This is a genomic window from Paenarthrobacter sp. TA1.8 (genome assembly GCF_048595705.1).
Taxonomy (GTDB): Bacteria; Actinomycetota; Actinomycetes; order Actinomycetales; family Micrococcaceae; genus Arthrobacter; species Arthrobacter nitroguajacolicus.
The window spans coordinates 103,011-124,103 of sequence record NZ_CP184287.1 but is presented as its reverse complement, the minus strand read 5'-3'; the positions used below and the strand labels follow the sequence as shown (position 1 = coordinate 124,103).

The window sequence follows — 21,093 nt, the reverse complement described above, 5'->3', positions numbered from 1 at the left end:
GTTCAGCGCGGCAACTTACTGGTTGCTGACGTTGTCCTTGGCCGTGTGTGCGCGGTCCTGAACGTCGGCTGCTGCTGCCTGGCCCTCGTCCTTGACGTTGGTTGCGGCTTCAGTGGCGCTGTCCTTGACGTTCTGCATTGCGTCCTGTGCAGGCTCGCGCAGGTGCTCGGCAACTTCCTGGGCAGCATGGCTGAGCTCATCCGTGAGCGGCTGGGCCGCTTCCTTCAAAGCCTGGGCAGCCTCGCGTTCCTTGTCCGACGGTGGAATCAGGGCCGAGACCAGCAAGCCTGCACCGAAGGCGATGAGGCCGGCGGCCATCGGGCTGCCCTGAGCCTTGCGGGTGATCACCTGAGGGGCGTCGCCGATGTCCGAAACCACGTCGGAAACGGCGTCTCCAGCCTGGTGAGCCGCGTTGCCGGCCCGGTACTGGACGTCATCCCGGGCACCGAAAACAGCCGTCTTGATCTTGTCCACCCGGCGGTTGACGATGTGCGAAGGCGTAACTTTGTCAGCCACGGCATCAACATTGGTGCTCAGCCGCCGGCGGGTTTCTTCGATATCGGCGCGCAGGGCGTCGGGGTTCTGCGTCATCGTGTCTCCTCAGTGTTTGGTTTCAAAGCGGGAGGTATTTCCTTGACCGTCTCAGCGGTCCGGGGCATGCCCTTGATCGCATTCAGCTCCTTGCGGCCCTTGGCGGCCAGGACAGCCGCTACAATTCCCCAGATGACCGCAACAATCAGTGCGGACCATCCCAGACCAACGAGCTGACCCAACGCCCACCAGAGGGCGATGGACAGAAACAGCACAGTGATGTGGCCGGCGTAGGCAGCACCGCCCAACATTCCCGCGCCCTTGCCGGCCTTGGTGGCGGAATCTTTAATCTCCGCTTTCGCCAGCTCCACTTCCTGGCGCATCAACGTGGAGACGTCGCGCGTCAGGTCGCTCAGCAGCTCACCAAGGGGAAGGTTTTCCGCTTTCTCATGGGCTGTTGTGTGAGGCAGGTCGGCGGGACTGCTCATCGGGGACCTCCATACTGGGGGTCATCCGGATCAAGCGGTCCTGCAAGGGGGTCGCCCTGGGCCTTGACTCCGCCAGCGTCGGTCTCCGGGTAAGGGAGCGTCGATCCGTCGTAACCGCCCGTGGTGCCGGCGTCGTAACCCGTGCTTGCTGCGCCCCCGGTTGCTGCCCCGGTGGTGGTGGCCGAACCGTAACCGGCGGTGGTGGTCGTCGGGCCGGGAAGGTCCACTGCCGGCGGCGTTACAGCGCCACCCTGTGTTGGGTAGTAAACGGCCCGAGGTGTCTCCGTCGTGGCTGGAGCGCCACTGGCGGAGGTCGAATCAGAAGCGTTGCCTGCCATGCCACGTCCCAAGCGGCCTGCAAGGACACCGGCCCCGGCAGCGAGCAACAGGAACGTACCCGGCTTGCGGCGCGCGAAACCCTTGACTTCGTCCAGCAGTGAGCCGGGGTCCCGGCCCTCCAGCCACTGGGCGATGGAGGAAGAACGCTGGGCTGCCTGCTGGACGAGGTCTGTGGCAACACCACCGTTCTGGCTTGAGTTAGCCATGGTGGACAGTTCGTCGGAGATGGACCGCAACCCTTCGGCAACACGCTGCTGCTGGACCTGGGCTTGGTCTGTCAGTTCACCCTTGGTCTGCGTGAGCAGCTGGCGCGCGTTCACCTTGACTTCGTGGGCTACATGGCCGGCCTCGGACTTGGCAGTGTCAACCACACCACCGGCAGCATCCGATACGGCTCCAGCCACTCCCGCAGCTTCCTCCTTGGCGGTATCTACCTTGCCGGAACTGGCAGAACCGGTTCCTGAACCAGTGGGGGTTCCGCTGATTCCGGTGGTTCCGGCAGTTTGCGTTTCAACGTCCGGCGAGTCCAGGTAGCTTCCGGAAAATGGCTCGGTCCCTGCATGGGCTCCGGTCCGTGGCGCCGCGAAGCTTCCGTCCTGCGGCGATTGGCTCTCAGTCATTGTCGCTCTCTTTCCACAGTTGGCAGGCTGCGGACAGCAGCCGGGATAGTAAGTATCGTTACTATCAATGGGTGTGTACCCGCTTGCTGCAGTTCTAATCACCCATATTTTCAAAAGATGGCATGCCCCACTTTCATCGCTTTCCACTCGACACGGGAGCACTTACCTGCCAACGTAGGTCTAATGAGCCAACTGCCCACGAGGCGACGGCTGATTCCCGCGCTTCGAAAAACCGTCACCCGCCACCGGCTCCTGTTCGCTGCCAAAACGGCTGTTGCAGCAGGCCTCGCCTGGTACCTTGCACCCTTTATGCCCGGCCCTGCCGCGGCCTATCCGTACTATGCCCCGCTGGGTGCCTTGGTGAGCATGCACCCCACCGTGGCCGACTCCGCCAAGCACGGACTGCAAAGCCTGGCAGGGCTGGTGTTGGGCATCGGCATGGCCTTCGCCATCACCACCGTCGCCGCGCCTACTGCGCTGGCTGTTGCAGTGGTGGTGGGACTTGGCGTGCTCATCGGCGGCCTTCCCCGGCTGGGCACTGCGTCTGAATGGATTCCCATGGCAGCCCTGTTCGTGCTGGTGCTGGGTGACTCGAACGCCGAAGGTTTCTCGTTCGCCTACGTCCTTCAAATGGCCTTGGGCGTCACCGTTGGATTTGCGGTGAACTGGCTAATATTTCCACCCCTGCACCTGGACGACATAGACCCCGCCATCGCCGGGCACCAAGGTGCCTTATCCCGCCAGCTCAAAGACATGGCCCGGGCCATGGAGGAGTCCTGGCCGCCCGACCACAAGGCTTGGGCAAGCCGCAGCGACGAACTCTCGCTCACCGCGGCAGCTGTGCGAACGGCAGTCCACCAAGCTGAGCTGAGCGCCAAAGCGAACCCCAGGTCCCGTCGTCGTGCGACCCGCCTGCCCAGCGACCTCGCTGGCCTGCGAACCCTTGAACGGCTCACTTTCCACGTCCAGGACATCACCGATGTCCTGGCTAGCGCCATCTGGGAAGAGGGCGCCGGGACGGTCATTCCGGACGCCGTGGTGGGTCCGCTTTCCGATGCCTTGGAGTCTGTGGCAAGCGTGGTGGATCACTGGCGGGACGCGGAGTCCGGTGAGCTTGCCAACCGTTTGGCACGGGCGAAGGACGGCATCAACGCCCTCAGCGATGCCGTGGCCGAGGCGGCTGCTGACCAATCCCCGGTGAACGCTCCGGCATCAGTGGCCATGAGCCTGCGCCGGATCCTGACGGTGGTGTTGTCGTCCGAGTGAGGGCTAGCGCGGTTTCAGCGGGGGCGAGCCCTTCCGGCCCTTTCCTGCACCGATACCGTCCAGCATTTCCGCCAGTGACTCCAACGAGGAATGCTTGGGCGACCAACCCAGCAGTGCGTGCGCCCGGGCCGTGTCCATGATGGGCGCGTTGGCCGCCATGTCCACCCAGCCGCCGTCGGTCACCTGCAGACGGAGTCGCCAACTAACCTCGACGACGGCGCGCAGCACCGGCAGCGGGAACGGCATCACCCGCCGGGCGTTGAAAATCCACGCCAAGGCGTTGGGGTCTATGACTGGCTCGGCGGCGATGTTGAACGCACCTTCCGCCTTGTGCTCCAACACACGCCAGTAAGCATCAGCGACGTCGGCCGTGTGGGCGGCTTGGAACACCATCTCCTTGGGGACGGCAAGCAGCGGAAGCCACGGCTTACGCGGAACGAGTCGAGGCAGGACACGTCCCAGGAAGTAGCGGCCAACCTCACTCCCGCCACCTGCACTGAACATCAGCGCGGGGCGGAGCCGGGCCACCACTATGTCCGGATTCTCCTTAGCGAAACCGTCCAGGAGCCTTTCCTGTGCCGCCTTGTCCACACTGTAGTGCGAGCTGCGGATGCCATCCGTTGGCCAGTCTTCCTTGGTCCGTTGGTCCTTGGGAGCCGGCGAGTACGCCCCTACGGATGACGCGCACACGACGTGGCCTACTCCCGCTTTGCGCGCGGCGGCCAACACGTGGGCCGTTCCTGCCACATTGGTCCGGCGCAGCATCTCCCGGTCATGGTTCGGTTGGATCAGCCACGCCAGGTGAACCACGGCATCGGCTCCCGCCAAAGCTGCTTCCAGCGCGGGTTGATCCTCGGTGGCGCTGATGTCCAAGGTGTGCCACTCCACGCCGTGATACGGAGCGGCGTCCGGATCCGGTTGCCGCCGGACGACGCCCACCAGTTCCAGATCCGCGCCTTCTTCAGAGCGTGCCCTCTGGAGCCGTTTCAGCAGTTCCGTGCCGCCGTGTCCTGTTGCACCGATGATCGCAATACGCATGGCTGCTTCCTCAGGTCTGCGGGGCTTCGCCCGTGGAACGGATACGTTCCAGGACCGCTGTAGTGGAGTGCTCGGGCACGTAATCCAGGATGGTGACTGTGCCGCCGTAACGTTCCACCGCTTCGGTTTCCTGGAGCATCTCCGGCGTGTAATCGCCGCCTTTGGCATAGACGTCGGGGCGCAGGAGCTCGATGAGCGGAATGGGGGTCGGGGTATCGAACACCGTGACATGGTCCACGCAGCTCAGTGCGGCGATGACTGCCGCGCGGTCGGCCTCGTGGTTGACCGGCCGGTCCGGGCCTTTGAGCTTCCGCACGGACGAATCACTGTTCAACGCCACTACTAATACGTCGCCCAGTTGCTTGGCCTGGTTGAGGTAGCGGGTGTGACCGCGGTGCAGGACATCGAAGCACCCGTTGGTTAGCACAATCCGCTTGCCCTCGTTTCGGTGCTCTTCCACGTGCCGGGCCAACTCAGAATCCGTCAGTGCTGTATCGGCGAACCCTCGCAGATGATTTGCTAATTCGTCAGTGGTGCACACGGAGGTACCTGGCCGATGCACAACAACATCGGCTGCCGCTTGAGCCAGGTCCACGCTGGTGGTCAGGGGCAATCCGGCAGCACGGGCCATAGTCAGCGCCGCCACGAAAGTATCGCCGGCACCTGAGGCTTGCTTTTCCGCTTGCGGCCGCGCCCAGGTGCGGTGGGTGGCCGGTTTCCGGGAATCGCCGTTGGGCCGGATCGTCAGTGTCCCCTCCCGGTCCAAAGTCACGACGACGGCGGCCGCACCTGAGGCGCGCAGGAGCTGGTCGGCGTGGGCTTCCACAAAGGGGCATCTGGCGGCCCCTCCGGGAAACTCGGTCCCGAGCAGTCTGGACGCTTCCTGTGCATTCGGGGTAGCGAGGTCCGGCTTGAGTTGTGCCCAGCGTCCTGGATAGTGGGCGTCCACTACAACCAGCGTGTCCTGCCGGGCCTTGGCGGAGCCGGCTTCCGAGCCCTCACTTTGCGGTCCTAGATACTCGAATATTGCGTCCCGCACCGCACCTTCCAAGGCGCCTGCACCGTAGTCACAAAGCACTACGGCTGACGAGCCGGGAAGTGCTTGCGGAATGGCAGCGGCCATCTCGTGCATGCCACCCACGGGGACCTCATGGGCGGCATCGTCCAAGCGAAGCATCACCTGCCCGCCACTGCTCACGCGGAATTTTGTGGTGGTGGTCATTCCGGCATGGGACACGACGTGCGATACGTCCACTCCTGCCGATCTGAGTTGCTCAAGGAGCGTGCGGCCGCCGGAGTCCTCGCCCACCAGTGAAACGAAACGAACGTCGGCCCCCATCGCGGCGAGGTTCATCGCCGTGTTGGCGGCACCGCCCGGGGCGAAGTCCCGGCGCTGGACCTGGACCACTGGGGCTGGGGCTTCGCGGCAGAACCGCTCAATGGTTCCATCCCACCAGCCGTCAAGGATGGAATCGCCGATGACCGTCACAACAGGTCGTTCCTCGGCCAAGCGGCCCGGCAACCAGTCAGCCAGACCTTCTTGATTGGATAGGCGTGCCATGGGGTACCTTCCGGTTGGGCAACAGTTTCCTGTTCCCCTCAGGTACCCCGCGGCACGCGCTTCACACGCCGGGCCAGGGAGTTTCACGGCAAAGAGCGGGCCCGGAACAGCGCAGGGCAGCGTTGGCAGCGAAAGGAAGCATCCCATGGAGAATCCGCTGATGAACGTGAACCTCGGAGTTGGACCAGTACTGCAAAAGTTCAGCGACGTGAAACGGATAGCGGTCCTCCGGGGTGGCGGATTGGGCGACCTGATCTACACCTATCCCGCCCTAAGCGCGTTGAAGAATGCATACCCTGGTGCCGCAGTCACGCTTCTGGGCACCCCGATCCACGCGGCAATGGTGGCTGCGACGGAAGGTCCGGTGGACGACGTCGAACTGCTCCCCGTGGCGCGCGGCGTTCACGACGGTCCCCGCAACGGCGAGCGCTTTGAGGATGACGCTGAGGACGTGGCGGCACAGGAGGCCTTCTTCGGGAAAATGCGGGCCAGGGGGTTCGATATTGCGTGCCAGATGCACGGTGGCGGCCGGTTTTCCAACCCTTTCGTGCTCCGTCTGGGGGCGCGGCACACTGTAGGTACCCGCACCAAGGACGCGGAGCCGCTGGAACGCAACCTGGACTACGTCTATTACCAGAACGAGCCGGACCGGTGGCTGGAGGTGGCGGGCCTTGCGGGAGCTCCCACCATCATGTCCCCTCCCCTGCTCCCCAAGCCTGAGCATCAGCAGAACATCGTTGGACTTAGGGATCCACAGCGGGCATCGCTGGTGGTGGTCCACCCGGGTGCCACCGATCCCAGGAGGCGATGGCCGGCGTCGAACTTTGCCCAAGCCGCCGCGGGCGCAGCAGCGGAAGGAGCCCAGGTATTGATCGTGGGAGACCGTTCGGAGAAGGCACTGGCCCAGGAGGTGGCGGAACTCGCAGTCCGCCACCTCCCGGAGTCAGACCGCCATGCTGTGCGTTCCGTGGCTGGCGAGCTGGAGATTGGAGACCTGGCCGCGCTCTTGGCGGAGGCAACAGTGATGTTGGCGAGCGACAGCGGCCCCCGGCACCTGGCCCAGGCCTTGGGGACTCCGACAGTGGGGATTTTCTGGGTGGGGAACGTCTTCAATGCAGGACCGCGCGGCCGGAGCATGCACCGCATCCATATGTCCTGGGCGACCCAGTGCCCACGATGCGGAGTGGATATCACGCAGGTGGGCTGGACGGCCCCGCACTGCGGCCACGACGACACCGTAGTGAGCGGCATCGCCGTGGCCGACGTTGTTCAGGACGTGCTGGACCTTACGGCCACGAGCCTTCTTCTGCGGGGCAGATAAGGAGTTCGCGGACCTCGCTGCCGAATGGCTGGGACAGGGCGAACACCACAGCCTGTGCCACGTTGGCGGGATCGTTGAGCTTGGAATCGTCCTGAGGCTTGTATTGCTCGTCCCGGTCGTCGAAGAAGTGGGTCTTCATGCCGCCCGGGATGATGGTGGTGACGCCGATGACGCCGCCTGTTTCTGCGGCCAGTGCACGGCTGAAGCCGATAACTCCGAATTTCGAGGCGCAGTACGCGGTTGCGTCCGGCAGCGCCCTGAGGCCTAGTGTGGAGGCGATGGTGATGGCCCGGCCGCGGGATCCCTTCAGGTACGGCAGCGCTGCACGGACTACGGATACGGTGCCCAGGAGGTTCACTCCGATGACCTTTTCCCATTCCTCTGCCGGGACGTCGCCCAACTTGCCGCAGCGGTCGATGCCGGCCGCCGTCACCACACCGTCCAGTCCGCCAAGAGTTTCGGCTGCCTCTTTGACGGCAGCTTCCACGGCTTCACGGTTGGAGACGTCCACTTCCAAGGCTTTGGCCCCGGACACGTTGCTGACGTCGCGGTCGAAGACGAAGGGTGTGCCGCCGGCGTCGCGGATGGCTTCCACGATCGCAGCGCCAAGGCCGGAGCCGCCTCCAGTGACGATGACGCGGCCGGGTGTTTGCGTGTTCATGCGGTTCCTCTCGGTTGATCGGTCTTGTTGTCAGCTGACCTTGGCCAGTGCTGCAGCCAGGCCGCTGGTGGAGCGTGCCGGGTGGAAGGGCACAGTGACGCACCGCCCTCCCCAACCCGCAACCAAGCGGGCTTCCGGCAATTCTTCGGGGGTGTAGTCGCCACCCTTGACCCAGATATCTGGCTGTATTTGGGTGAGACAGGCTTCGGGAGTGTCCTCGCCGAAGATCACTACCGCGTCAACGCATTCGAGTGCCAGCAGCAACTCCGCACGGTCCTCCACGCTGACGATTGGCCGGTGTGCGCCCTTGAGCCGCCTGACTGATTCGTCGGAATTCAGGCACACGATGAGGCAATCGCCCATGCTGCGGGCGGCAGCCAATGTCCGGGCGTGGCCGGCGTGGAGGAGGTCAAAGCACCCACCGGTGGCCACCACCGTGCCGCCTTTGGCCCGCACAGCTTGAGCCAGTTGGACGCCGTCCGGGTGCAGGTCTCCGGTGTCAACCAGTTCCAGGCCCTTAAGTTCGACGACGGGACTCGGTTCAGGCGCTTCAGCCACCACCGCGAGCGCAGCCGCTCCTCCAACAGCCAGGAAGGCCGATGCATCCTCCACTGCCTTGGTGGCTGCTTGGGCGAGGTCCAGTCCGAGCCCCAAATGCACGGCGAGGCTTCCAGCCAGGCGGTCGCCGGCTCCACAAGGATCGCTGACGGTGGTCTTGGGCGCGGGAATGCCATGTGCCGGTTCACCGGCTGACAGCAAGAGCGCCCCGTCCTCGCCCCTGGTTACCAGAACTGCAGCACTTCCCCATTTTTCGCGCAGGTACTGGCCCGCTTCTTCGGCACCTGTGCGGGACGGTTCCAACCCACCCGCCTTCGCGGAGGCCAACGCCTCGGCCAGGTTGGGCGTCACGACGGCGACGCCCTCCACAGGCTCGGAACCGGCAGGATGAGGGTCCCACACCACCGGGACGCGATGGGCGGCTTCGCTTAGCGCAGCGCGAATGTCAGTGTTGGCGGTGATTCCGCGACCGTAGTCAGCCACAACGATGGCGTCCGCCGTAGCAATAGCTGCGAGCATTTCGTCCGTACTGGACGGCACAGGAGCCGGCTCGCATCCTTCATCGAACCTGACCATCGGATGCGTCCCGATCCGCACGCGGGTCTTGGTCGGTGTCGGGGCGAGCGGGACTCCGGCGAGCACCGACACTCTGGCCAGTGCGCGCCTGAGGTGGCTGGCACCGTCGTCGTCCGATACCGCGGTGACCAGTGCGACGTGGTGACCGTCCTGCGCGAGGACGGTAGCCACCAGTCCGGCACCACCTGCACGACGCCGGACATCAGCGACGTTGACTACCGGCACCGGCGCGTCGGGGCTGAGCCGGGTGGCGCTCCCGTTGATGTCGACGTCGAGGAGGACATCGCCCACTACCGTGATCCTCATGGTTGACCCCCTCCGGAGGTAGCCGCGCCGTACGATCCCGCCCGCCTGGCGACCTCGGCATCGAAGGCCCGGCACACGGCGTGGATGGCGATGAGGTGACCTTCCTGGGCGTTTGCGGAGATGGCGTCAACGGTGATGGCTTGATCGCAGGCGTCAGCCAACAGGTTGGGGCCGGTACCGGTGAGACCCCACGTGATGATGCCGCGTTCCTTTGCCGCCCGTGCGGCTTTGAGCAGGTTGGGGCTGCGGCCGCTGGTGGAGAGAAGAATGAGGACATCACCCACGCGGCCATGGGCACGTACCTGGCGGGCGAAGACTTCCTCGTAGCCGTAGTCGTTGGAGAGTGCGGTAACGGCGGAGGATTCTGCATGGAGCGAGATGGCAGAGAACGGTGCGCGTTCCTCGTCGAACCTGCCCACCAGCTCGGCAGTGAGGTGCTGCGCCTCAGCCGCTGAGCCGCCATTGCCGGCAGCCAGCAGGCGTTGACCGGAGAGCAGCCGCTTAGCGAGTTCGGTCCCCCATTCGGCTAAGCGCCCCGACTGCGAGCGCAACGACTCCAGCGCGGGCAGGACGTTGTCCAGGTGGGTGGTGACCTCGGCGTGATGGGTGGAATTACTGGTGTCCGGGGACCATCGGGCCGGCAACGTGTCCGGGACGGTGGACTCATTGGCTGCGAGGCCTTTGATGGTCACTGAGCCTTTGATGGTCAGAGGGCCGTTGATAGTCACAGCGCCGTTCCTTCCAGTGGTTCCAGGCCTTCGTCGGCTTGCCGGGACAGGCCGGCCGCCAAGACGGATCGGTAGGCTTTCTCGGTGTCTGCTGCGATGCGTTCCCACGAGTAGCGGGAGCGTGCCCTGCGTGCTCCGGCGCGGCCCATGTCGGCGCGGAGCTCCGGATCTGCCAGCAATTTTCCGAGTGCCTCAGCGAGGGCTTCAGGGGCACGGGGCGGGACATGTAGCCCCGTTTTCTGGTCCACCACGGTTTCCCTGAGCCCGCCCACGGCCGCAGCTACCACGGGCACTCCGCAGGCCATGGCCTCGAGGGGCACAATGCCAAATGGCTCATACCAGGGCGTGCAAACCACGGCGTCGGCGCTCCGGAAGATACCCGGCATGGCATCCCGCGGGACCTGCCCGCGCATGGTCACCTTGTCCTCAACGCCGAGCTCTTTTGCCATGGCCCTGAGCCGTTGCGCTTCCGGATCTTCTTCGAGGTTGAGGGCATCGCCGGAACCGCCAACAATCAGGAGCTCGACGTCGTTGAAGCCCGCCTCGGCCAGGAGGGGCAGGGCCTGGATGATCAGGTCTACTCCCTTGCGTTGCACGAGGCGTCCCACGCTCAGGATCCGATGCGTGCGGGTCCGTGGTTCGGCGTCGGACGTTCCGGGAAAAAGGGTGAGGTCCACACCGCAGGGCGCGATGGAAATTTTGGACCGGCTGATGCCCAGGGTCTTGAGTTCGAAGACCTCATCCGGGCAGGTGGCAATGACCCAATCGGCGGTGCGGCCCACCCACGGCTCGAGCCATTCCCTGGCGGGTGGGCTGGTGTCCGCAGCGCCCTGGTGCCTGCGTTTCACGGATCCGAGCGCATGGAATGTCTGCACCACGGGAACAGGGTCGGATGCTCCTGCCCTCCGGGATGCCTGGATGGCAGCGAGGCCGGACATCCAGAAATGGGCGTGCACCACGTCCGGTAGCTCACCTGCCCAGTCCGCGCAGATGCCGTCGGCCAGCTCCCCCATATACGGCAGGAGATCGTCCTTGGGGATGCGTCGGGCCGGACCCGCATCCACATGAACCACCGTGAGTCCTGGCCCTACGTTCACCTTTGCGGGGAGACCGGGGTCGTCGCGGCGTGTGTACACAGTGACCTGGTGGCCGCGATCTGCCAGAGCTGATGAAAGTGCCGCCACGTGGACGTTCTGCCCACCGGCGTCAACGCCTCCCAAGGCAGCCAGCGGGCTGGCGTGTTCGGAGACCATGGAGATTTTCATGGGTGCGTCCTCTCTGTGTCATGGCTAGCGGAAGCTGTACCGGGTTGCGGGTGGCTTCCCCGGGGCGTGCTCTTGGGGAGTTCAGTCAGGAGTTGGTCCCAGGCCCTGAGAAACTTGCCCAGTCCGTAGCGTTGCAGCGCAGCCTCGCGCGCGACGATGCCCATGGCGTAGGCGTCGTCGGGATCGTCCAGGAGCCGTCGGGCGAACTTCTGGAGATCGTCGACGTCGTTGGAGACCAGGCCTGCGCCGTGCGGAATGGCGCGACTTGCCTCGGTGGTGGCCAGCGCCAGGACGGGCATGCCAAGGTGCGTGGCTTCCAACAGGGCCAACCCCAACGAGGTCCAGCGGAGCGGGTGGAGGTACAGGCGGCAACGGGCCAGTTCCTGGTGGAGTTTGGCGGCGGGGACATCGCCGGAGATACGCAGCCGTTCCTCGCTGAGACCAAAGCCTTTCAGGTTCAGTGCCTCCGGCAGAGCCTCGGTACCCATGCCGAACACCCGCAGTGGCCCCACACCGGCAAACCCCGGCAGCAGGTCCGTCCCTGTGACCCGTCCGCGCCGGACAGGCTCGTTGACCACCACACCCATCTCTTCCCGCTCACCGGTGTACAGGTGCCCCGGGTCCGGAATGCCGTGCTCGATCACCGTGGTGGTCGCCGTGCCCGTGTCCCAGAAGAGCTGGTTGAAATGGGTTACGTGCACCACCGGAATGGTGGTCTGGTCTGCCAACGGGTGCAGCGTGAACGGGACGTCGCCCTTGGGGGTGTTGTGCTCGAGGTACACGGCGGGAAGGTCCACGCCCGGGCGGCGGCCGAGTGTCCGGGCCACCGCTGCGATCTCCTCGGGCCGCTGCAGGACTACGGCATCCACGCTGTCCGGATCGAGGCTTTCCAGGTTCACTTCCTGCGCGGCGGCAGGCCACTCACGGCCGCCTCGCCCCAAACCCCACGCGCCGCCGTCGGACGATTTAGGGAGCAGGTACTCATGCTGGCCCCGGACAAATGCCTCCATCCATCCGCCGTGGACGTGCCACACCAGAATCCTCATGGTTTCCAAACCTTTCGTCGGGTGGACAGGGAGGACACGCCTCCCAGGAGCCTTTCAACAGCTTCGACAACCTGCTCCGGGGTTACCGAGCTCAGGCAGGGATGCCCGGGGACCGGACATACGCGGGCGCGGGTGTTCTTGCAGGCCGCTTCCTGGTCTCCCAGCAGTTCCAAGGGGACGCCGTAGGGCGCCCATCGGATGGCCGGAACCACCGGGGCGAACAGGCACACCACCGGAGTGCCCACGGCTGCCGCCAGATGGGCGGGACCGGTATTGCCGGTCACCACGACGGCGGCTCCCGCCAGTACTGCTGCTAGCGTCCTGAGGTTGGTTCCGCCGCCGAGGTTCATGGCGGAGGGGCCGGCCACTGTTGCAGTGAGTGACGTTTCGCCCGGGCCGCCTGTGACCACCACCCGGTGCCCGTACGCTTCAAGAAGTTCCACGGTGGCAGCATGGTGCAGTGCGGGCCACGCCCTGGCTGGGGCGGCGGCTCCGGGGTGGACCACGATGTACGGGCCATCATCAGCCAACTTGTCGGCTACCCCCTCAGGATCCGGGCCTGAGGTGATGCGCAGCTTTCCGTCGTCGCCGTTCGGCAGCACATAGCCGCCGGCCTCCGCAATGGTGAGCGCACGGACCACTTCCGGCTGGTCCTCCGGAAAGTCTTCGCCCGGTTTGAGCCGAACGTCCAGGAGTGAGCCTGCGTAGTCCGTTGATGCGCCCGTGATCTTTTTGACGCCTGCCAGGCGCAGGAGCATGGCCAGCGGAAGCGGGGACTGGTGGAAGGACGTAAGAATCACGGCTTCCTGAATCCGTGAACTGCGGACAAACTCGATCAGGCCACTGGTCATGTCATCCGTGACCGGAGGTGCCGGGTTCACGATCCACGGGCATGCCCACGTGTGCACCTGGGTCACTCCCGGCAGCATTTCCGCAGCGCTGGCTCCTTCGGGGCCGCAGAGCAGGACCACATCGTTGGGTCGGCTGCCATCGGGCCGGCTTCCGTTCGCGACAGCACGCAGGGCAGGTCCTGAAAGGAGGACGTCCCCCATGCTGTCCAAACGGGCTACCAGGACGCGGCTCATACACGGGCATCCTGTTCTTCCAGTGCCCCGGAGAGCAGAAGCTCCACTGCCTGCCCCAAGTCCTCCGCAACAACGCCGGCAGCCTCGATTTCCTCCTGCCGGGTAATGCTGGTCGGCACCAGGACGGCTCTCGCACCCGCCGCGGCGGCCGCCTCCATGTCAGCCCCGATATCGCCAACGAAAGCAACCTCCGCTGGCGTGATACCCAAGGTGCTGCACGCTCCAAGAATCATGCCCGGAGCGGGCTTGCGGCAGTTGCAGCCATCCTCCGTTCCGTGGGGACAAATTTCCCACACATCGAACGGACCCAACATCTGCTCCACCCGCTGATTGACGGAGTGCATTTGCTCCAACGTCAACAGCCCACGCGCCACGCCCGACTGGTTGGTCACCACTCCCGTGGCCAGTCCCGCCCGGCGTACTTTTTGCAGCGCTTCAAGGGCACCATCCATGGGCCGCACCAACTGCGGATCGCCGTTGTATGGCACGTCAACAACGAGTGTTCCATCGCGGTCAAACAGGACCGCCTTCAACGTTCCGGTTCCTCCCATACCCGCAACGTTCCCCAGTTCTCCGGACACTAAACAGTGCGGCCCTGAGAAGTTTCGTGCAGCTAGACTCCTAGCGGGAGGCCACTATGGACGCAGCTTTGGAAAGTCACAACACCAACGATCAGCCCCTGCTGCTTGCCCTGCGCGCTTTGAAACTTGGCGACCTCCTGGTCGCGGTTCCGGCGCTCCGTGGGTTGCGGCGGGCGTTCCCCGAGCACCGTATTTTGTATGCTGCGCCGGCGTGGATTGCCGAGGCTTTAGATCTTGTGGGCGGCATTCATCACCTGCCGACACCTGGGCTCGATGACCCCCTGACAGTCCCGCGGGGCGCCGTGGATATCGCCGTGAACCTCCATGGGAATGGCGCTGAAAGCCGTTTGCGGATTGAAGAACTGCAGGCCAACCGCATAGTGGCGCACGCTTCCGCCGGCACTGACGGACCTGAGTGGACCACCGGCATCCCGGAGCGCGAACGCTGGACCCGGCTGCTCAACTGGCACGGTATTGATGCCGATCCCCTGGACTATCGGCTGAACCGTCCCGCCGTTCCTTCGCCGCGCCCGGGGGTCACCGTGATCCATGTGGGCGCGGCCTATGGCAGCCGGCTATGGCCGGTGGAACGGTTCGCGGACGTTGCCGTGGAGCTCGCTGCAGCGGGGCACGATGTAGTTCTCACGGGCGGCGCCTCCGAGCGCGGGCGCGCTGAGGAGACTGCTGCCTTGGCGAAGCTCAAGGGAGCAGATCTCGACGGCGGGCTACTGGCGGGGCGTCAAGGTCTAGCCGAGTTTGCGGCCACCATCGCCGAGTCACGGCTGGTGATCTCTGCCGACACCGGCGCCGCACATCTGGCATCAGCCTACGAACGTCCGTCCGTAGTTCTGTTCGGCCCTGCGCCCGCGGAAGAGTGGGGACCGCCGCCCGGACCGCACGTGGTGCTCACCGCCGTCGAACTCCGCCGCGGTGATGTGTTTTCCGCCGATCCTGATCCCGCACTGTTGGCCGTCAGCGTTCGTGACGTTTTAGCCGCAGTAGAGCGGCTGGGCGTCTAAAACATCATTACAGGGCGGTCCCGTCCTGAAGCTGAGCTTCTTCGTCCAGCAGTTGCGTTTGGAGGGAAACGAGGATTTTCGAGAGCTTGCGCGACACCTGCATCTGCGACATTCCCAAGGCTTCGGCAATGGTGGACTGCGTTTCCTCGCGGTAATAGCGGCGGTAGAGCAAGTGCCGGTCCTCGGCGCTCAGATCACGGATGGCATTGCGCAGGGCCAGCACGTCCTCGAGCCGGTCCGTCGGGCAACCGAAAGCAGAAAGCGAGCCTTGGAGGCCATCTCGCCCCTCGGATGCCGGAGCATCCAGGGAATCCGGTCGCTTGCTGGTGCCGGCCATCAGCGCTTCACGCACTTGGCACGGCTCCAGGCTTAGATCTTCCGCAACCTCCTCAGGAGAGGGCGTGCGTTGCAGCGTTTGGGTCATCTCCTCAGTCCGGGCCAGCACCTGGCGGCGGACGTCCTGGATGGTGCGGGGTGGGCGCACAACCCAGCAATGGTCGCGGAGGTAGCGCTTGACCTCCCCGGCGATAGTAGGGGCGGCGTACGCGGGGAAACTGACACCCTTGGACTCGTCGTAGCCGCGCGAGGCCTTGATGAGGCCCATGTACGCGACCTGCCTGACGTCGTCGAGGTCGTGAGTGTGGGCAGAATATCTGGCGGCAATGGACTTGGCCAGGTTCAGGTGATCAAGTACCAGGCTGTCCTGGAAGCTTTGCCGGATGCTGCCTTCCGGTTTGCAGGCAGGGGGCCTGGTCTGGACGGTGAGAGGTCGGGTTTGACGCATGGGGCTTCAATCCTTAACCAACTAAATGGGGGTGAGCCCACGGCAAGACTCCTTAAAAAGAGAAGCACACTTACTATTAGCTTTCAACGGGTCCACGGGGTTAGTCTCGAAAGGTAGCCATATCCACGGATCGGAGATCCACATGGAAGACCCCCAACTCGCTGAGCCGACTACAGTGGTGGCCGATATCCAAGACCTGCTGCTCGATACCCCGGACGTTGAAGCGTTCCTTGAGGAGTTGGCCAGGCACTCGGCAGGCATGTTCAGCACGCCCGGAAACGAGGTTTACTGCGGCATCACGCTGATGCGTCATCGCTCGGCCGGGACGGTGGCAAGCAGCGGCGAGCGCGCCCGGATGCTCGACGAACTGCAGTACGACTTCGCCGACGGACCGTGCCTCCGCTCCTGTCGTGAAGTCACGCAAGTGCACATTCCCGATTTCGCCAAAGACAACACTTGGCCCGAGTACAACAAGTTGGTCACCGAACACGGCATCCGGTCCGTCCTGGCTGTGCCGTTCCCCCTTAGCGATGACGCTGCCCGGGCGGGACTCAACCTCTACTCCGAACACGCCAACGCCTTCGATCAAGCCGCTGTGCAACGCGCCAACGACTACGTACAGCAGGCATCCAAAGGCCTGCGCCTGGCGGTTCTCATCGCGGAGCACAGCCAGACCGCCAACAACCTCCGGGCAGCGATGGAATCCCGCACGGTGATAGACGTGGCAACGGGAATCATCATCGCCCAGAACCGCTGCACCCAGCAGGAGGCAATGGAGCTCATCAAGAAGGCGTCCAGCAACCGGAACGTTAAGCTCCGGGTGGTGGCGCAGGCCATTGTTGAATCCGCAGGCGGCGGGCCTGTTCAGACCTATTTCAAGTAGCTTTCCTGCCCTTTTGTTGCGGGCGGCTGACCCTGCTGCTAGCCCTGCATCGCGCCGATGATTGCGCCCATGGCCGTGAAGGTGACGACGTTGTAGCTGGCGTTGATCGCGAACAGTGTCAGGCTGCGGCGTTCGAACAAGTAACTAATGCCCAGTGCTGTTGCTACCCATCCCAGTCCAGCGGCCAACCCGGCAAGGGTTCCGAATGCGAATCCACCGCGGCCAATGAACGCCGCCAGAAACACGGCCATCACCAAGGCAAGGATGAATGAGCCCACGAACACGCGTGCCGTTCCGGACTTCAGTTGCTCATCGCTGACACCTGCGGCCTTTTGCCACGGCTTGGCGAACAGCAGCGAGTACCACAGCCCACCCACCACGAAGGTGGCGAGCGCGGCCAGAAGCACGGCGAGCCAATTGATCTGAATGTCCATCGGTGTCCTCTCAAGGGCGGGCAGTTCCTGAATGGACAGTACGTCTGTGAGCCCCCACGGTCTTGTAAAAATCCCGCACGCTACCCGATTACTTCCTCAAGCGGGACAAAAGTGGCGTACTCCGCCCCATAGTTCTTCACCACCTGCAGGTACTCCGACGGCGTGAATCCGCTGAACCGCCTGAACGCCCGGATGAGGTGCGGCTGATCATAGTAATCTGCCAGGTGGAGGAGCTCACGGCCTGGGACTGACCTTTTCGGGAGGGCGGCCGCCTGCTTCACGATCCTGTTGAAGCGGCACACGTCCGAGTACGCCTTGGCCGTGGTTCCACAATCCCGCATCATGATGCGTTCCAGCGTGGACGTGCTGATCCCCAAGTCCCTGGCAAGCACGCTGATTTCCACGTCCTCATTCGCAAGGGTTTCAGTTGCCTTTTGTGTCCTGGGATCTGCTCTGTAATCGGGTCTGAGACGGTGTTCGAGGAAGGCAGTCAGGGCCGCGAACGCCGGCTCCGGTTCCGCGTTGGCGAGGCTCTCACGCAAGTCCGAAAAGCCCGGTAAGAGACTTTCGGCGTCCACCACACGGTTCTGAAAACCCGACGGCGGCAGGCTGGTGAACGCTGCCAAACCGTAAGGAGTGAGTCGGGCACCGACGTTGAAAAGCTGGTCCGGGTTTTCGCTGATCAGGTAGCTGCGCTGCAGGCCGGCATAGAAACCGGTGGAAACTTCCGTCTCCCTGCTGGTTTCCTGCTCGCCCGAACCGTTCAGGTCGCCGGAACTGTCCGGCGGGCTGATGAGGCGGTACGGGTCGGACAAATTCAGAATCAAATGCGCTTCGGGCCCGGGAAGAATTTTCTCGTATCTTGCCTGCGGCTCAGCACGGACCAGCCACAACCGGGTAACGAACGGCTGCAGCTCTGGCGGTGGCGGGCACTCTTGATAGAACACAGGCTCAGTCTAGGCAGGTCACCGCCACGGATCCCGCCTTTGTTCGAAACCCCCGGCGCTTAGCGGTGAGGGTAACGAACAAGAGCCGGTCCGACCGCAGCGATGAGCCCGGCTAAGACGAGTGGCAGTTACAGCAGGCTACGCAAGACCTGCGCCGCGCCGTCGTCGAGCACTGAAGCGGTGACTTCATCCGCCACGGCGATCACCTCGTCAGGGGCCTGACCCATGGCAACGCCGCGGCCAGCCCAAGTGAGCATCTCGATATCGTTGCGTCCATCGCCAACGGCCACTGTGTTGGCCAAGTCCGTGCCGAGCTTATGGCGCAAGGCCTCCAAGGCACTTGCCTTGGTGACGCCCTCGGCTGCGATGTCCAGCCAAGCAGTCCATCCCACCGAGTACGTCACACCGGAAAGTCCGATGTGCTTGATGGCCTCGTTGAACTCGTCCGAAGTGTTCTCGCTGCTGAAGACCACTACGCGGACCGCAGTGGAATCCAACATGGTCTGGAAGTCGACGCCGATGGACTCCACGCCGAAACTGGCGTCCTGGAAGCGCTCCGTGGAGAGGAAGTTCCCGTCCTCATCCTCCAGCGCGTACTTGGCGTTGGGCAGCCGTTCCCGCAGGGCCTTCAGCGCTGGAGCGGGATCGAAAGTTGCCTTGTGGATGATCTCGTAGCCCTTCTCCAACGACGGATCCAAGCGAAGGGTCACGCCGCCGTTGCAGCACACGGCGTATCCTCGCTCGATGCCAATCTGCTGGATGATGGGAAGTGTCGCATTGAGCGACCGGCCTGTGGCGATCATGACGTCGTGGCCGCTTGCCACCACTGCTTGCGCAGCGGATCGAACAGCCGGCGACATGTGGCCATCGTGGTCCACGAGTGTGCCGTCGACGTCCAATGCGATCATGAGCTTGTTGTTGTTATTTGGCTGGTCATCGATGCCAGCAACTGGAGTATCAGTCAAAATAGTCATGCATACAGTAGAGCAGACACCCCAGACACTGAACTAGGACGGGCGCCACAGCTGTGGATTAACGGACGGTGAATAGTGATACTGCTGCTCGTCGTTGTCCCTGTTTCCCGCACTTGTTCGAAATCCCCGCCGTGCAACGCCGAGGGTGCCGAACAGGAGCAGGCTTCGGTGGTGCAGGGCTAGGGTAGTCGGATGCTCTCACAAATGACCGGCGCTCAGTTGTCGGCACTGTACGACGCGGAAAATCAATGGGCCGAGGATGACGACTTCTTTCTGGCCTTCGTAAATGAGCGACCGAATGGTCGGGTGTTGGATCTGGGATGCGGCACTGGGCGGATGACCCTGGCGGTTGCTGCGAATGGTCATGCCGTTGTTGGCGTCGACCCAAACCCTGACTCCCTTGCAGCTGCCCGAACGAAGCCCGGCGCTCATGCCGTCACGTGGATTGAAGGCACGTCGGCGGCGATCCCCAACGACGCCATGTTTGATGTGGCCATCATGACGGCGCACGTGGCACAAGCGATTAACGACGACGGCGACTGGTCCCGAACGCTTACCGACGTCTACCACGCGCTCATACCCGGAGGCCGATTGGTCTTCGATTCCCGCGACCCTGTGGCCATGGCCTGGCAGCACTGGGTTCCGGCGGAGACGCGGCATCGGCACACTCTTCCTGATGGCTGCACCGTGGAAACATGGGCCGAAAGTGCTCCAAAAAGCCACGGGCTAGTCTCTTTGACCGAGCACCGCGTCGTTAACGGCGTCCATGAAACCGAGACCTCGGTCCTCGCATTCCGCACTGAAGAACAGCTGCAACAGGATCTGGACACGGCGGGCTTCACTGTGGACCGGGTATACGGCGGCTGGCACGGCGAAGAAGTGGGCAACGGCCATGGTGAACTGATTCTGGTTGCCCACAAGCCCATCTAGATTTCCACCCTGGTTCGAAGGCCGCGCAGTACAACGGGGGCGGGGCGAACGAGAGCCGGTTTGAACGCTATCCACGACTCGTCACAAGCAATCGTGGGCGGACGCCCGGGAGCAGTCCTGCACCCATCAGCTTCCGGCGCAGCCTCTCCGGGTTCTCGACGTCTGCCCATCCCCAGCGTGCGAATCCGAAACCCAGGGCACGAATCCGGTCTTCCCGAAGCTTCTCGTTGTACACGGCTTCCTCAGCTGTGGCGCCGTTGCGTAATTCCGGAGTGATGTATTTGGCTTTTCCGTCAAACTCACCCACAACGCCCTTCCGCCCCTCCCTCCCAGGCCACCAGAAATCACTTCGGCCAATGAAGCCGCCCGCATCGCTGAAATCGTGCTGCAGCTCCGGCTGTTCGAAGCCTAGAAATTGAAAAGCTGCCCGGCTGAACGACTCTCCGGCAGATTCAGCCGAAGGAGATGCAAGCGAGAACGTTAATTCAGCACGGCGTCGGGCGGCAGCATGAGGGTGAGCTTGGACAGCCGCCGCGATCTGGCCCATGTCCAGGAGATTCGACTCCTGCTCCAATGCCCCCTTCTTCCAGAGCGCCCGCGCTACTCCGTCAGCCACCACTAAGGACTGGCTGAGCGACAAAGAGAACGCCACGTCCAAGGCAGTATTCAAGAGCCCGGTCCCCATGAATTCCCCGAACCTCTCGGGGGAGGCCTCAGGATTGACGTGGTATCGCAGTGGGAAGCCCCTATCCCTAAGAACATGCTGGCTGTCATTACCCGCACTCACTATGGACAAAGTGGGCCTGCGTCGTCCCGAGCGGCTTGGATTCGGAGCAATGCACTCCACGTAGGAGGGTGTCCGCAGGATGGGTATCCCCATGGCGAAGGCAGCAGTTTCCCGGCAAAGGACAAGGCCTGGAATAGCTCTGGCAGCCGCCGCGACCGTCCAAGCGAAGCGAATCCACGGCTGGGCAGCGAGCCACCGGGATGTCTCAACGTAGAAGCCGCGACGAATTCTCACCAGCTTGCCTGCCATGAAGCTGCTGTGAACTGCATCCGTCCGGCCCCCGGAACGGAGAATGGCGGGGGTTTCAATGAGGCCGGGTGGTATGTCCATCACTCCACATTGCCCCGCCGCAGGCCAGTGTTCAG

General features: G+C 63.8%; 22 protein-coding genes. 5 read left to right on the top strand and 17 right to left on the bottom strand.

Annotation, left to right across the window (positions count from 1 at the left end; genetic code table 11):
- Positions 1-15: 15 nt before the first annotated feature.
- The 3 genes from ACNAOT_RS00620 to ACNAOT_RS00610 are packed head-to-tail and all read right to left on the bottom strand — an operon-like array spanning position 16 to position 1,978.
- Positions 16-591: a DUF3618 domain-containing protein gene (locus ACNAOT_RS00620; RefSeq protein WP_420179620.1), complete on the bottom strand. Its 576-nt coding sequence runs from the start codon at positions 589-591 to the stop codon at positions 16-18.
- On the bottom strand, positions 588-1,019 hold the full coding sequence (locus tag ACNAOT_RS00615; protein ID WP_402938534.1) for a phage holin family protein: 432 nt from the start codon (positions 1,017-1,019) through the stop codon (positions 588-590). The genes ACNAOT_RS00620 and ACNAOT_RS00615 overlap by 4 nt, the downstream gene beginning before the upstream one ends.
- Entirely contained in the window at positions 1,016-1,978 is a 963-nt protein-coding gene (locus tag ACNAOT_RS00610; RefSeq protein ID WP_420179619.1) for a hypothetical protein, read from the bottom strand. The genes ACNAOT_RS00615 and ACNAOT_RS00610 overlap by 4 nt, the downstream gene beginning before the upstream one ends.
- 183 nt (positions 1,979-2,161) lie before the next feature.
- On the opposite strand from ACNAOT_RS00610, the gene ACNAOT_RS00605 reads away from it, so the two are divergent.
- On the top strand, positions 2,162-3,244 hold the full coding sequence (locus ACNAOT_RS00605; protein ID WP_420179618.1) for an FUSC family protein: 1,083 nt from the start codon (positions 2,162-2,164) through the stop codon (positions 3,242-3,244).
- A 3-nt stretch (positions 3,245-3,247) separates the two neighbouring features.
- Here the strand turns inward: ACNAOT_RS00605 and ACNAOT_RS00600 are convergent, their stop codons facing one another.
- Both ACNAOT_RS00600 and rfaE2 read right to left on the bottom strand, forming a co-directional pair.
- Positions 3,248-4,282 (bottom strand): NAD-dependent epimerase/dehydratase family protein, encoded by a 1,035-nt coding sequence (locus tag ACNAOT_RS00600; protein ID WP_420179617.1) that lies wholly within the window; start codon positions 4,280-4,282, stop codon positions 3,248-3,250.
- A 10-nt stretch (positions 4,283-4,292) separates the two neighbouring features.
- The gene (rfaE2, locus tag ACNAOT_RS00595) at positions 4,293-5,843 is read right to left on the bottom strand and encodes a D-glycero-beta-D-manno-heptose 1-phosphate adenylyltransferase (protein ID WP_420179616.1); all 1,551 of its coding nucleotides are present in this window, start codon (positions 5,841-5,843) and stop codon (positions 4,293-4,295) included.
- Positions 5,844-5,988: 145 nt separating this feature from the next.
- Between rfaE2 and ACNAOT_RS00590 the strand changes: the two genes are divergently transcribed.
- Positions 5,989-7,164, top strand: a complete 1,176-nt coding sequence (locus ACNAOT_RS00590) for a glycosyltransferase family 9 protein (RefSeq protein ID WP_420179615.1) — start codon at positions 5,989-5,991, stop codon at positions 7,162-7,164.
- On the opposite strand, the gene ACNAOT_RS00585 is transcribed toward ACNAOT_RS00590, so the two are convergent.
- The 7 genes from ACNAOT_RS00585 to ACNAOT_RS00555 form a co-directional block, all read right to left on the bottom strand.
- A complete protein-coding gene (locus tag ACNAOT_RS00585; RefSeq protein ID WP_091464488.1) occupies positions 7,130-7,825 on the bottom strand; it encodes an SDR family oxidoreductase in 696 nt (231 codons plus the stop codon). The two genes, ACNAOT_RS00590 and ACNAOT_RS00585, sit on opposite strands and share 35 nt — an antisense overlap.
- Positions 7,826-7,855: 30 nt before the next feature.
- Positions 7,856-9,265 carry a PfkB family carbohydrate kinase gene (locus tag ACNAOT_RS00580; RefSeq protein ID WP_420179614.1) on the bottom strand — a complete coding sequence of 470 codons (1,410 nt, stop codon included), beginning with the start codon at positions 9,263-9,265 and terminating at the stop codon, positions 7,856-7,858.
- The gene (locus ACNAOT_RS00575; RefSeq protein WP_420181217.1) at positions 9,262-9,909 is read right to left on the bottom strand and encodes a D-sedoheptulose-7-phosphate isomerase; all 648 of its coding nucleotides are present in this window, start codon (positions 9,907-9,909) and stop codon (positions 9,262-9,264) included. Before ACNAOT_RS00575 ends, ACNAOT_RS00580 begins: the two co-directional genes overlap by 4 nt.
- An 80-nt stretch (positions 9,910-9,989) precedes the next feature.
- On the bottom strand, positions 9,990-11,258 hold the full coding sequence (locus ACNAOT_RS00570; protein ID WP_420179612.1) for a glycosyltransferase: 1,269 nt from the start codon (positions 11,256-11,258) through the stop codon (positions 9,990-9,992).
- Entirely contained in the window at positions 11,255-12,304 is a 1,050-nt protein-coding gene (locus ACNAOT_RS00565; RefSeq protein ID WP_420179610.1) for a glycosyltransferase, read from the bottom strand. Before ACNAOT_RS00565 ends, ACNAOT_RS00570 begins: the two co-directional genes overlap by 4 nt.
- The gene (locus ACNAOT_RS00560) at positions 12,301-13,389 is read right to left on the bottom strand and encodes a glycosyltransferase family 9 protein (protein WP_420179608.1); all 1,089 of its coding nucleotides are present in this window, start codon (positions 13,387-13,389) and stop codon (positions 12,301-12,303) included. The genes ACNAOT_RS00565 and ACNAOT_RS00560 overlap by 4 nt, the downstream gene beginning before the upstream one ends.
- A complete protein-coding gene (locus ACNAOT_RS00555; RefSeq protein ID WP_420179606.1) occupies positions 13,386-13,940 on the bottom strand; it encodes a D-glycero-alpha-D-manno-heptose-1,7-bisphosphate 7-phosphatase in 555 nt (184 codons plus the stop codon). The genes ACNAOT_RS00560 and ACNAOT_RS00555 overlap by 4 nt, the downstream gene beginning before the upstream one ends.
- Before the next feature lie 86 nt (positions 13,941-14,026).
- Between ACNAOT_RS00555 and ACNAOT_RS00550 the strand changes: the two genes are divergently transcribed.
- The gene (locus ACNAOT_RS00550) at positions 14,027-14,989 is read left to right on the top strand and encodes a glycosyltransferase family 9 protein (protein WP_420179605.1); all 963 of its coding nucleotides are present in this window, start codon (positions 14,027-14,029) and stop codon (positions 14,987-14,989) included.
- A gap of 7 nt (positions 14,990-14,996) precedes the next feature.
- On the opposite strand, the gene ACNAOT_RS00545 is transcribed toward ACNAOT_RS00550, so the two are convergent.
- A complete protein-coding gene (locus tag ACNAOT_RS00545) occupies positions 14,997-15,773 on the bottom strand; it encodes a sigma-70 family RNA polymerase sigma factor (protein ID WP_420179604.1) in 777 nt (258 codons plus the stop codon).
- 142 nt (positions 15,774-15,915) lie between these two features.
- Here ACNAOT_RS00545 and ACNAOT_RS00540 point away from each other — a divergent pair, with 142 nt between their 5' ends.
- Positions 15,916-16,656 carry a GAF and ANTAR domain-containing protein gene (locus ACNAOT_RS00540; RefSeq protein ID WP_420179603.1) on the top strand — a complete coding sequence of 247 codons (741 nt, stop codon included), beginning with the start codon at positions 15,916-15,918 and terminating at the stop codon, positions 16,654-16,656.
- Positions 16,657-16,694: 38 nt separating this feature from the next.
- Here ACNAOT_RS00540 and ACNAOT_RS00535 read toward each other — a convergent pair whose 3' ends face one another.
- From ACNAOT_RS00535 to ACNAOT_RS00525, 3 genes are all read right to left on the bottom strand, one after another.
- Positions 16,695-17,090 (bottom strand): DUF1761 domain-containing protein, encoded by a 396-nt coding sequence (locus ACNAOT_RS00535; protein ID WP_420179602.1) that lies wholly within the window; start codon positions 17,088-17,090, stop codon positions 16,695-16,697.
- An 80-nt stretch (positions 17,091-17,170) separates the two neighbouring features.
- A complete protein-coding gene (locus tag ACNAOT_RS00530) occupies positions 17,171-18,037 on the bottom strand; it encodes a DUF6597 domain-containing transcriptional factor (protein WP_420179601.1) in 867 nt (288 codons plus the stop codon).
- A 128-nt stretch (positions 18,038-18,165) separates the two neighbouring features.
- Entirely contained in the window at positions 18,166-19,011 is an 846-nt protein-coding gene (locus ACNAOT_RS00525; protein ID WP_420179600.1) for an HAD family hydrolase, read from the bottom strand.
- A 204-nt stretch (positions 19,012-19,215) separates the two neighbouring features.
- Between ACNAOT_RS00525 and ACNAOT_RS00520 the strand changes: the two genes are divergently transcribed.
- Positions 19,216-19,941: a class I SAM-dependent methyltransferase gene (locus ACNAOT_RS00520; protein WP_420179599.1), complete on the top strand. Its 726-nt coding sequence runs from the start codon at positions 19,216-19,218 to the stop codon at positions 19,939-19,941.
- Positions 19,942-20,008: 67 nt separating this feature from the next.
- On the opposite strand, the gene ACNAOT_RS00515 is transcribed toward ACNAOT_RS00520, so the two are convergent.
- Entirely contained in the window at positions 20,009-21,058 is a 1,050-nt protein-coding gene (locus ACNAOT_RS00515) for a hypothetical protein (RefSeq protein ID WP_420179598.1), read from the bottom strand.
- Positions 21,059-21,093: the final 35 nt, after the last annotated feature.